Source organism: Bradyrhizobium sp. BRP56 (genome assembly GCF_020194035.1).
In the GTDB taxonomy this organism is placed as follows: domain Bacteria; phylum Pseudomonadota; class Alphaproteobacteria; order Rhizobiales; family Xanthobacteraceae; genus Bradyrhizobium; species Bradyrhizobium australafricanum.
Genome location: NZ_JADYVV010000249.1, coordinates 1 through 385, shown reverse-complemented (window position 1 = coordinate 385; position 385 = coordinate 1). Strand labels below are relative to the sequence as shown.

The 385-nt window shown below is 62.9% G+C and carries 1 pseudogene; it reads right to left on the bottom strand.

Features of this window, described 5'->3' with window-relative positions:
- Positions 1 to 272, bottom strand: a pseudogene (locus tag I6F38_RS43625) (MFS transporter); the annotation flags it as partial.
- Between the last annotated feature and the right edge of the window lie 113 nt (positions 273 to 385).

Here is a 385-nt window from a genome sequence, read left to right as displayed (position 1 = left end):
ATGCCGAACCGGTCGGTGATCTTGCCGGCGATCACACCGCCAAGCCCGAAGCCGAACATCATGAGGGTGAAGGCCAGCGACACCGCGCCGCGCGTGGCTCCGAATTCGACCTGCACCACGGGAATCACGACCACGACCGCCCACATGCCGACGGCCCCGATCGAGCCGATCAGGAGGGCAATTACGAGCCGCACCCAGGCCTGACGGGAGTCAGGGGTGAAGGCGTCAGGTGTTTGCCCGGGATGATTTGGCGCGTGCACAGGCAGGACCATGTTCGCGGACCGCCGCATGGTCAACCATCTTGCCGCGATATTGGGCATGCGCGGTGCGCTGCGGTAATAAGCTCTTGGCGAATGCGTCTTTTGCCATTAGTTTGCAACAAGCG